Raw genomic sequence first — 9,775 nt, forward strand, 5'->3', positions numbered from 1 at the left:
AAGGACCAGAACGCGATGAATTTGGAAACGTGACCGTCGGAGCAGTTCTCTCGCAGCGCCGAAGCGCCGTGCCCGGCAAAAGCCGGACCGCAAGGACCCCGCCGTCCACGTTTCTCTTTCTTCCGATGTAATTGTCAAACAGCGGCGGGCACGCCCGAAGGCCACCCCAAACGTCAAGGCCAGCGCATGAACGCCGGACGAGGGAGACGACGACACGCCCGGCAAACCCTGCCGGAGCATGAACTCCTGAGACAAACTCGGAAGCGTCGAAACCCGCGGGCCGCTCATCAGCAGCGCCGCCGTCGATGAACGCTGTATAGGACACCCCACGGAGACCCGTCAACAGCCTTTTCGCAAAACCGTCAAAAAACTCATCGACGTTTCGGAATCGGCGCCTCGAGGGCCGTCGCGCCCGAGTCGGGCCGATTCCCACCCCCGATCTCGATGGCGGGGGAGGGGAGGGGAGGGGGCGAGCCGGGCGGCGCCCGTCGAGCGGCTCACCGGGCAGGGGAGGGGACCTCGACGGCTCCGCCGACGGCCGGCCCTCCCCTGCCCCGATGGCGGGTGCCTCCGGAACGCCTCCTGGCGGGCGAAGCCCGGTGCCTGCGGAAGGCCGGCTCCCCGGACAGCAGGCCGCCCGAACGCGAAACGCCGCGGCCCTATCGGACCGCGGCGCTTCGTCGTTCGGTGGTGGGAGGGGACCCGTCAGAAGGTGACGGGCTCCTTCTCCTTCTTGTCGAGGTCCTCGCCGGTCTTCTGGTCGACGGCCTTCATCGACAGCTTGGTCTTGCCGCGGTCGTCGAAGCCGACGAGCTTGACCTTCACCTTGTCGCCTTCCTTCACGACGTCGGACGGCTTGTTCACCCGGCCGGCCGCCATCTGCGACACGTGCACGAGCCCGTCCTTCGAGCCGAAGAAGTTCACGAAGGCGCCGAAGTCGACGACCTTCACGACCGTGCCCTCGTAGATGAGGCCGATCTCCGGGTCCGTGGCGATCGACTTGATCCAGTTCACGGCGGCGCGGATCTTCTCGCCGTCGCTCGACGCCACCTTCACGGTGCCGTCGTCCTCGATGTTGACCTTGGCGCCGGTCTTCTCGACGATCTCGCGGATGATCTTGCCGCCGGTGCCGATGACCTCGCGGATCTTGTCCGTCGGGATCTTGAAGCTCTCGATCCGCGGCGCGAACTCGCCGAGCTCGGCCCGGGCGCCCGTCAGCGCCTTCGACATCTCGTCGAGGATGTGGATCCGGCCGCCCTTGGCCTGGTCCAGCGCCACCCGCATGATCTCCTCGGTGATGCCGGCGATCTTGATGTCCATCTGCAGCGAGGTGATGCCCTCGGCGGTGCCGGCCACCTTGAAGTCCATGTCGCCGAGGTGGTCCTCGTCGCCCAGGATGTCGCTGAGCACCGCGAAGCGCTCGCCTTCCAGGATGAGGCCCATGGCGATGCCGGCCGTCGGCGCCTTCAGCGGCACGCCCGCGTCCATCAGCGCCAGCGACGAACCGCAGACCGTCGCCATCGACGAGGACCCGTTCGACTCGGTGATCTCCGACACGATGCGGATCGTGTAGGGGAATTCCGCCGCCGTGGGGAGCATCGGCCGGATGGCGCGCCACGCGAGCTTGCCGTGGCCGATCTCGCGGCGGCCGGGCGAACCCATGCGGCCCGTCTCGCCGACCGAATAGGGAGGGAAGTTGTAGTGGAGCAGGAAGCGCTCCTTATAGGACCCTTCCAGACTGTCGACGTATTGCTCGTCCTCGCCGGTGCCGAGCGTCGCCACCACGAGCGCCTGCGTTTCGCCGCGGGTGAACAGCGCCGAGCCGTGCGTGCGCGGCAGCATGCCGACCTCGGAGCGGATCGAGCGCACGGTCTTCAGGTCGCGCCCGTCGATGCGCAGGCCCGTGTCGAGGATGGAGTTGCGCACCACGGTCGCCTGCGCGGCCTTGAAGGCTTCGGCCAGCATCTGGGTGGGGAACTTCGCCTCGCCGTCCGCCGGCGCCAGCGCCGCCATCATCTTCTTCTTCGCGGCGTCGAGCGCCTTGTAGCGCTCGGCCTTGGCGGTGATCGCGTAGGCCGAGCGGATGTCGCCCTCGACCTCGCCCATCACGGCCGCCTCGACGGCGGACGTGTCGGCCGGCTCGAAGGCCCGCGGCTCGCGGGCGGCCTTCTCGGCCAGGCGGATGATGGCGTCGATCACCGGCTGGAAGCCGCGATGGCCCGCCATCACGGCCTCGAGCATCGTCTGCTCGGACAGCTGCTTGGCTTCCGACTCGACCATCAGGACGGCGTCGGCGGTGCCGGCGACCACGAGGTCGAGCGACGAGGTCTTCATCTCGTCGATGGTCGGGTTGACCTTCAGCTCGTCCTTGATGAGGCCGACGCGCGCGCCGCCCACCGGGCCCATGAAGGGGATGCCCGAGATGGTCAGGGCGGCCGACGCCGCCACCATGGCGAGGATGTCGGGATCGTTCTCCATGTCGTGCGACAGCACCGTCACCACCACCTGGGTGTCGAAGCGGTAGCCTTCGGGGAACAGGGGACGGATGGGCCGGTCGATCAGGCGCGACACCAGCGTCTCCTTCTCGGAGGGACGCCCTTCACGCTTGAAGTAGCCGCCGGGGATGCGGCCGGCCGCGAACGTTTTTTCCTGGTAGTTGACCGTCAGGGGGAAGAAGTCCTGGCCCGGCTTGGCGCTCTTGGCCGACACCACGGTCGCCAGCACGCTGGTTTCGCCGTAGGTGGCGAGCACCGCCCCGTCGGCCTGGCGGGCGATCCTGCCCGTTTCGAGCACGAGCTTGCGCCCGGCCCAGTCGATCTCTTCGCGATTCACTTCGAACATGTTCGTCTTTCATGGCGAGCCGATTGTCGGCCATGAGCAAGACGGCGAGAGGCTGGCCTCGACTTGAAGGACGGCGCCGGCATCGCGTGCCCTGCGGCGTCCGGCAAAGCCCGAACCCGTCCGCGGGCCGCCGGATGCGGCCACGGGCGGGTTCGGCATCGAGGCAGCCCCTGGCGATCCTGCCATGACCACGCTCGCCGGTCGGACGCGACGTCGGCCCCATGCCGACGTCGCGTTTCGGTTCTAACTGGTCCGCGCAGCCCTCGTGGCAAGGCGCGGCCGAGCGGGCGTCAGCGGCGGATGCCGAGGCGCTCGATGATGCCGCGATAGCGCGCGGCATCCTTGCCCTTGACGTAGTCGAGGAGGGAACGGCGCGTCGAAACGAGCTTCAGGAGACCACGACGGGAATGGTTGTCCTTCTTGTGGGTCTTGAAGTGCTCGGTGAGGTTGGTGATGCGCTCCGTGAGGATCGCGATCTGCACCTCGGGCGAGCCCGTGTCGCCCGACTTGGTGGCATGATCCTGCATGAGCGCGGTCTTGCGCTCGGCGGTGATCGACATCGTGGGTCCTTTCAGTCGCGGAGGATCGGCCGACGGTGGCCGAGGTGCGCCGTCCTGCGCGCTGCCGGGATGTCGTCCAGCGAGCCGCATCGCCCCGAAACGGGGTGACGGACGCGAAGCCCTTATACACGACCGGGGATGGGGCGCCAGCGCTTTGACGCGCGGGCACCGGTCAGCGCGACGCGGCGCCCCGGTTCATCACCAGGGTGCGGCTCGGGCGGCGCTCCACCACGACGGCGCGGGCCATGCCCTTGCGGTCGGTGGACGTCAGCGTGATGGGCTTGCGCCGGGTCGACAGCTTCTTGATCTCGGCCGCCGCCTCCTCGACCGTTACGCCCATCAGGGACGCGGCGATCTCGGCCTGCTCGGCCGCGTCGTCCGACAGGCCCTGAGCCGCCGCGATGGCTTCGGCGATCACCGGCGGGTCGTGCCGCACGCGGCGCGGGCCGTATTTGGTGTTCCAGATGTCGCTCATGTCCCGTGTCCTTCGCTCGCCGTCAGATCTACCACTCATGTTGCACTGCAGCAATATCGTCCGGGCCCGAAGGCGGTTCCGTATGGCGGCTGCGTGTCGGTCGCATGACGCCGCCGGCCTGCGGTGCGGCCGCGGGCCTCGCAAGTCCCGCGCCGCTTCGGCGCCGGGGGGCGGGAAGGACGGGCCAGCCCGAGGCAAGTTCGACCCGGCAGGCTCGCCGCATCACACATCCGTCCCGAGGCCGACACCTGCCCGCCATGCGCCACAGCCTAGCCCTCCCGGGCCTCCTCGCCGCGCTGGCCGGCCCCTGCGGCCCGGCTCATGCCGCACCGCCGCCCACGGCCGCGGCGCCCGCCACCGACGCGCAGCGCTTCTGCCAGAACGTGGCGGCCGCGGCCGCCGACGCCCGCTTCGCCCTGCAGACCCGCAAGCTGAACGAGCTGCAGGAGGGCATCGCCGGGCGCGTCGCCGCCCTCGAAGCCAAGGAAGCCGAGGTCAAGGCCCTGCTCGACGCCCACGAGGAGGCGAAGAAGCGCGCCGAAGCCTCGCTGGTCGGCATCTACGCCAAGATGCGCCCCGACGCGGCGGCGCAGCAGATTTCCGCGCTCGACGACGCCATCGCGGCCGCGGTGCTCAGGGGCCTCAACGCCCGGCAGTCTTCGGCGATCCTCAACGAGATCCCGGCCGAACGGGCCGTGAAGCTCGTCGACACGATCGCCGGGCTCGTGCCGCCCCCGCCGCCACCGCCCCCGCCGGCCCCGCCGCCCGAGGACGGACGCTCGTGACGCGCCCCCTTCGCCTCGCCGCCCTTCGCTTCGCCGCCTTGGCCCCCGTCTGCGCGGGCCTCGCCGGCTGCGGCACGCCGCCCGCCGACATCGGCCGCGCCCCGGAAATGTCGGCCGTGGGGCAGGGGCTCCACTCGGACGTGACGCCCTTCGCGGCTTACGGCTTCCCGGCGGCGCCGCGTTCGAGCCCGCAATCGCTGTGGGACGACGACCGCGCCAACCTGTTCCGCGACGTCCGCGCGGCCCGCGTCGGCGACGTCCTCACCGTCAACATCGCCATGGACGAGAAGGCCAAGCTCGGCAACTCGTCGGACCGCACCACCACGGCCAAGATCGGCAACGGCTTCGACGTCACGCCCGGCCTCGGCTCCTCGCCGTTCAAGATCGCGCCCCAGCTCGACATCAACTCGACCTCGGCGGCGTCCGGGGTGGGCAATGTCGACCGCTCGGAGAAGATCACCCTCACGGTGGCGGCCGTGGTCACCGGGATGCTGCCGGACGGCAACATGCTGATCTCGGGCTCGCAGGAGATGCGGGTCAACGACGAGCTGCGCATCGTCAACGTGGCGGGCGTGGTGCGCCCCCGCGACATCACCAAGGAGAACACCATCGCCTACGACCGCATCGCGGAAGCGCGCATCTCCTACGGCGGCCGCGGGCGCATGAGCGAGGCGCAGCAGCCAGGGTGGGGGCACCAGCTCTACGACGCCATGAAGCCCTTCTGAGCGGGACGGCACCGCCATGGCCTCGACGACGGACAAGACGACCGACAAGAAACCCGGGATGCTCGGCGCCATCGTGCCCATCCTGGTGCTGACGCTCGCCGCCGCGGGCGGCGGCGCCGTGATCGGCAAGCAGATCGTGTCCGCCACGCGGGCGGCGGGCGAGAAAGCCGCCACGCCCGCCGACGCCGGCAAGCCCGCCGCGGCGGCGGCGCTCCCCGCCCGGACCCTGAAGGAGCTGACCCCCGTGGTCACCAACCTCGCCGATCCCGACGGCTCGTGGATCCGCTTGCAAACCGCCATCGTCTACGACAAGACCGACGCGCCCGCCATGGAGGCCCTGGCCCCGAAGGTGAGCGAGGACGTGCTGGCCTTCGTGCGGACGCTGACCCTGGAGCAGATCCAGGGCGCCAGCGGCCTCGAAGCGCTGCGGGACGACCTCAACGAGCGGGCGAAGGTCCGCTCGGACGGCAAGGTGCGGGAGCTCCTGATCGAGATGCTGGTGGTGCGATGACGAGCGGGCGGGCCGCAGCCCCGGTGGGGGTCCTCGCGGCGGCCGGGCGTCTGTTCGGCCTCGCGGCGGCCTGGCGTCTGTTCGGCCTCGCGGCGGCCTGCCTGGTCCTCGCCGCTTCGGCGGCTCACGCGCAGTCGATCGACCTCGGCAACGTGCTGCCCCAGGCGGGCGGCACCGCGAGCGGGCGCATCGTGCAGCTCGTCGGGCTGCTGACGGTGCTGTCGATCGCCCCGGGGCTGCTCGTCATGGTGACGAGCTTCACGCGCTTCGCCATCGCGTTCTCGTTCCTGCGCTCGGGCCTCGGGCTGCAGACCACGCCCGCCAACATCATCATGGTCAGCCTGTCGCTGTTCATGACCTTCTACGTCATGGCGCCGACCTTCGACCGCGCCTACGACGGCGGGCTGAAGCCGCTGCTCGACGGCAAGATCTCCGAAAGCGAAGCCTATACGCGGATCTCCGGTCCCTTCCGCGACTTCATGCTCGGCCAGGTGCGCGACAAGGACCTGAAGCTCTTCGACGACCTCGCCCCCGCCAGCATCAAGCCGGCCGCGAGCGCCACGGCGCCGGGCGCGACCCCGGCCGAGCGGAGCGCGGTGGACCTGCGCGTGCTGGTGCCGGCCTTCATGATCTCGGAGATCCGCCGCGGCTTCGAGATCGGCTTCCTGATCGCGCTGCCGTTCCTGGTGATCGACATGGTGGTGTCCACCATCACCATGTCGATGGGCATGATGATGCTGTCGCCCTCCGTCATCTCGCTGCCGCTGAAGGTGCTGTTCTTCGTGCTGATCGACGGCTGGAACATGCTGGTGGGGAGTTTGATCCGGTCCTATTCGTGAGCGACCGGCCCCGCACATGAGCCTATCGCAGCCGGCCCAGCCGGACTGTCTCGGGTTCATTCGGCATGGAGCACACCTATGAATGCCATCATCGAAGCTCCGCAGGCTGCTGCAGATCAACGGCCTATTTGGATTGCCTCGCTGCGTCGATCAGCGATGGCAGGCCTTATCCGCCTGACGTGTGTGATGGGGAGTGGGCCTTCGTTCCCCCATGCGTGTCGGCTGGGCGAGCGGCCGAGCCGGGCGGCATCGTGATGGACAGCCGCACCCTGCGTTCGACGCCCCAAAGCGGCGAGCGGGCCGGCTACGACGGCGCCCTGCGCGAGAAGGGGCTTCACGCTTCACGCGGCCGTGGACACGTTCGGAACTCTCCTGGCGCGCCATGTCACTGTGGCCGACACCGATGACCGTACGACCGCTGCGGTCTTGGCGGGCGCCGTACGAGCCCTCACGGAGGGCTCGGTCGAGAAGGCCTTCGTGGACCAGGCCTATGGGTTGTGGAGCACTCCTCCGCGTGGGCGGCCAGCTTCTGCCATCTCGTCAAAGACTTTGAAGCTCTTCCGGGCACCGTCGCAGGTCTGCACCTGATCGCTTTGGCCCCCGCGCTCATGTTGAACGATACGGTCCAACTCGTCGCCAGTTCATCACAGCCTCACTGCGACCTCGGTCCTGGCGAGGGCCGTCGAGATGGTCGAGGTCGCTCGGAATTTCTGGGTCGGGCCGATCGCATTCGATGCGGCTCTCCCTCTTATGGTGGGCAGCCGGGTATCGTTGGGACCTTCGCCGGCCTCCAGGCCTATGTTTCCCGGGTTGAACACCGAGACATGCGCTCCCCGTTGCGGCCGGACACGCCGCTCTCTTTCCCGTATCGAGGTTTCCTTCGGCTCCGATCATCGATCGCCGTCGAAGCCCGGAGAAGGTGCGCGCGGGCCGACGCTGCCGTTTGGCGCAACCGATGTCAGAACGGGCCGGAAGATGTCGACTTCGGCCCGTTCCGCCAGACTGGAGACGCGCTGCCTAACCCACCAGGCTGAGGCGCGGGACCTTATCGTCCCGACCGATGCGGAACCGCGTGACCAGCGTCGCCAGCGTTTGGGATTCCTGAGCGAGGGACCGGCTCGCGGCGGTGGTCTCCTCCACCATCGCGGCGTTCTGTTGCGTGACCTGATCCATGCGGTGCATCGCCGTGTTCACCTCGTGGAGGCTGGAAGCCTGCTCGTGGGCCGAGGCCGCGATGTCGGCGACCAGGGCAGAGATTTCGGAAACCTGCTCCGCGATGCCACCCAGCACGACACCTGTTCGGCCCACGAGGTCCACGCCACGCTTGACCTCGACCCGTGAGGTGGCGATGAGCACCTTGATGTCCTTCGCGGCGGAAGCCGAACGCTGCGCCAGCGCCCGCACCTCCGAGGCGACGACGGCGAACCCGCGGCCGGCGTCGCCGGCCCGGGCAGCCTCCACACCGGCGTTCAGCGCCAACAGGTTGGTCTGGAAGGCAATCTCGTCGATGACCCCGATGATCTGCGTGACCTGTTCGGAGGTCTGGTCGATGCTGCGCATCGCCTCGACGGCTTGGCGAACGACCTGCCCCGACTCTTCGGACCCGATCTTGACTCTGGAAACCGCGGCGTCGGCAAGCTTGGCGCCTTGAGCGGTCTTCTCCACCGTCGTCGTGATCTCGTCCAGCGCCGCGGCCGTCTCCTCCAGCGACGCGGCTTGCTGCTCGGTGCGTCTCGACAGGTCTTCCGACGCGTGCGAGATTTCCTCGCTGCCGCCGCTGACGGCGCCAGTGCTCAGGCGAACCGCCTGGAGCACGTTCCTCAGCTGAATGACGGAACTGTTGAAGTCGCGCCGCAGGGCCTCGAACTGCGGCGAGAAGGGGTCGGTGATCTCGCAACACATGTCACCGCTCGCGAGTCCCTGCAGGCCGAGGGCGAGGGAGCTCGTGGCGACCTCGAGCCGCACCTCGGCCTCGCTCTCGGCTCGAAGCTGCACGGCGGTTCTCTCCGCCTCGGCCCGACGACGGCTCTCCTCAGCCTCGATCTCCAATGCCACGTTGCGGATCGCGGAGCGGCGGAACACCTCCACGGCTGCGGCCATGTCGCCGATCTCGTCCTTCTGGTGTGCCGCAGGTACGACGATGCCGTGGTCCCCGCTCGCCAGGGCTCCCATACAAGCGGTCAAGCTGGTGATGGGGCGCACGACGCGCTGCCGGAAAACGTAGGCTATCGAGACCATCACGCAGAGAAGCACAACAGAGACCAGGGCATTGGTGCGCAAGGCGTTCAGTTGAGCGGAAGACTCATCGCCGAGCACAGCCTGCGTGGATTCCACCACGCCATCCCGGAAGGCGATGATCGACGCCATCTGCGGGACATAGATCTTGGCCAGATCAGCGGGTGACATCCCCACTGATTTGCCAGAGCGACTCTGATCGGCGATGTCGGCGACGATCTTGCGCCCCTCGATCAGGTAGTGACCGGTGATGCCGTCGAACGCACTGCCGAGCCTCGCAGAATCGGCGAGCTTGGCATGGGCAAGCTCGATGGTGTGCACCAAGGCGTCCGCGTGCCCGGTCAGGCGGTCGTATCTGGCGAGCTCCGTGGTCGACAAGGGACGGTTCGTCGCCAAAGCCGCCGTGAAGACCGATCCGATCTGGCCGGCGTAGTCGCGCAGTTCCGTGGCCGACCGCGCGACTGAGATCCGGGCGACGAGCGCCGGATCCGCTTCTGCGATCCTGAGTTCCACCGCGTTGACGCCGATCTCGAGGGGACCCAGCGCTCCGATGAACATCGCCACCGTGGCGGTGAGGTCATCGCTGCTGCGATCGCTGATCGGTCTCAGGACAAGGGCGTCAGTTCGCCCGCGGGCGGCACCGACCGTACGCGTCCGACGAAGACCGCCTTGCGGGATGACTGGCCCGCGGCCGACTTTACGGGCTTACGGCTAGGTCCTGTTAGCGCTTGATCCACTGCACGGCTGCGGCGAGGGCCAGGACACCGAGGAACGAGGTCGCGGTTTTTTCGTAGCGGGTCGAGA

Annotated in this window: 8 protein-coding genes; 4 read left to right on the forward strand and 4 right to left on the reverse strand. The window is 68.6% G+C overall.

Annotation, left to right across the window (positions count from 1 at the left end; genetic code table 11):
* Window positions 1-705: 705 nt before the first annotated feature.
* The 3 genes from pnp to D3273_RS26115 all read right to left on the reverse strand — a co-directional run bounded on the left by pnp (window position 706) and on the right by D3273_RS26115 (window position 3,876).
* Entirely contained in the window at window positions 706-2,841 is a 2,136-nt protein-coding gene (gene pnp, locus D3273_RS26105; RefSeq protein ID WP_129229887.1) for a polyribonucleotide nucleotidyltransferase, read from the reverse strand.
* A gap of 290 nt (window positions 2,842-3,131) precedes the next feature.
* Complete coding sequence (gene rpsO / locus D3273_RS26110) at window positions 3,132-3,491, reverse strand: 30S ribosomal protein S15 (protein ID WP_428977810.1); 360 nt, start codon at window positions 3,489-3,491, stop codon at window positions 3,132-3,134.
* 82 nt (window positions 3,492-3,573) lie between these two features.
* Complete coding sequence (locus D3273_RS26115) at window positions 3,574-3,876, reverse strand: hypothetical protein (RefSeq protein WP_129229889.1); 303 nt, start codon at window positions 3,874-3,876, stop codon at window positions 3,574-3,576.
* 257 nt (window positions 3,877-4,133) lie between these two features.
* Here D3273_RS26115 and D3273_RS26120 point away from each other — a divergent pair, with 257 nt between their 5' ends.
* From D3273_RS26120 to fliP, 4 genes are read left to right on the forward strand one after another with little or no spacing between them, the layout of a single operon-like run.
* Window positions 4,134-4,661, forward strand: a complete 528-nt coding sequence (locus D3273_RS26120) for a MotE family protein (RefSeq protein WP_129229890.1) — start codon at window positions 4,134-4,136, stop codon at window positions 4,659-4,661.
* Window positions 4,658-5,386, forward strand: coding sequence for a flagellar basal body L-ring protein FlgH (locus D3273_RS26125; RefSeq protein WP_245501401.1), 729 nt, complete (start codon window positions 4,658-4,660; stop codon window positions 5,384-5,386). Before D3273_RS26120 ends, D3273_RS26125 begins: the two co-directional genes overlap by 4 nt.
* A gap of 16 nt (window positions 5,387-5,402) precedes the next feature.
* Window positions 5,403-5,897, forward strand: coding sequence for a flagellar basal body-associated FliL family protein (locus tag D3273_RS26130; protein WP_129229891.1), 495 nt, complete (start codon window positions 5,403-5,405; stop codon window positions 5,895-5,897).
* Window positions 5,894-6,736 carry a flagellar type III secretion system pore protein FliP gene (gene fliP, locus D3273_RS26135; RefSeq protein WP_129229892.1) on the forward strand — a complete coding sequence of 281 codons (843 nt, stop codon included), beginning with the start codon at window positions 5,894-5,896 and terminating at the stop codon, window positions 6,734-6,736. The genes D3273_RS26130 and fliP overlap by 4 nt, the downstream gene beginning before the upstream one ends.
* 1,017 nt (window positions 6,737-7,753) lie before the next feature.
* On the opposite strand, the gene D3273_RS26145 is transcribed toward fliP, so the two are convergent.
* Window positions 7,754-9,529 carry a methyl-accepting chemotaxis protein gene (locus D3273_RS26145; RefSeq protein WP_245501402.1) on the reverse strand — a complete coding sequence of 592 codons (1,776 nt, stop codon included), beginning with the start codon at window positions 9,527-9,529 and terminating at the stop codon, window positions 7,754-7,756.
* Window positions 9,530-9,775 lie beyond the last annotated feature (246 nt).

Source organism: Lichenibacterium minor (assembly GCF_004137685.1).
In the GTDB taxonomy this organism is placed as follows: Bacteria; Pseudomonadota; Alphaproteobacteria; order Rhizobiales; family Beijerinckiaceae; genus Lichenihabitans; species Lichenihabitans minor.